Origin of the sequence: Acinetobacter sp. HA (genome assembly GCF_000264725.1) — a bacterium.
Classification (GTDB): domain Bacteria; phylum Pseudomonadota; class Gammaproteobacteria; order Pseudomonadales; family Moraxellaceae; genus Acinetobacter; species Acinetobacter schindleri.
Window position 1 is genome coordinate 1 of sequence record NZ_AJXD01000100.1, and the last position, 860, is coordinate 860.

At 35.0% G+C, this 860-nt stretch carries 1 protein-coding gene and 1 pseudogene; both read right to left on the reverse strand.

The genetic code is table 11. The features are described from left to right. Positions 1-14: 14 nt before the first annotated feature. A complete protein-coding gene (locus HADU_RS15100; RefSeq protein WP_008307673.1) occupies positions 15-749 on the reverse strand; it encodes an NACHT domain-containing protein in 735 nt (244 codons plus the stop codon). Beyond that, positions 746-860: pseudogene (locus HADU_RS15585) on the reverse strand (IS5/IS1182 family transposase); the annotation flags it as partial. The pseudogene HADU_RS15585 and the gene HADU_RS15100, both read right to left, overlap by 4 nt.

An 860-nucleotide genomic window follows, 5' to 3' on the forward strand; every position in this document is an offset into this window, starting at 1 on the left:
GGGCGCTTTGCATTTCAAATCTTTGTGCAACAAAGCCGATCTGAAGTGATCAATTCAGTCTGTAGCATTGTTGATTTTAAACGTTGCCACTCTCCCTCTTGACCATGTTCGTCTAAAATATCGAGAGTGGTAGAAACTAGATCTTTTTTTCCTTGAGAATCTAGTAGGCCAAACCAACTTAAAATACTTTCATGCCAGTTTTTTAATATCCAATGCTCCTTAAACCAATTTAATTGATCAGCTTCACTAAGTCTTATAACGTGCTCAGCTGCTAAATATTCTTGAATGCTCAAATGTACAAAATTATATTGTTTCGGACTTCTTTCTACTAATATTGCATACTGATCGACTAAGAGATCTAATATTGTATTAGCATGAATTTTTGCAGTATTTAGGTCTTCGCCCAACCCTTCTTCATCATCAATTAAATAGTCTTCTATAATTTTTTTGCATTCATTTCTGGATAATGTAGAAGCATGTAAATCAGCCGTTTGTAATTTCCATGCAAGCTTTATCAATAAATTTTGGATGTCATCATGCCTAATATGCATAACATCTTTATTCAACAATCCACCAGCATGAGCTCTAGCCTTAGGATGCTTAGTTAGAAGTAATTCAATAATTTGTTGATATACTTTTACCCTTACTTCAGGAAGTGCATGCCTATGATGAAACAACTCTATCAAAGCTTGACAAATTAGTGGAGTTTTAGCCAATTCAAATGTTTTTTGATTAGGGCGTGTCCTCATTTGGCTTTACACCAAATAAACATGCAAGCAATGTAAATCATAGACTGGTAATTTCGTGCAAGCTTATCAAATCGGGTTGCAATCGCTCGGAAATGCTTCAATCTCGCAAAC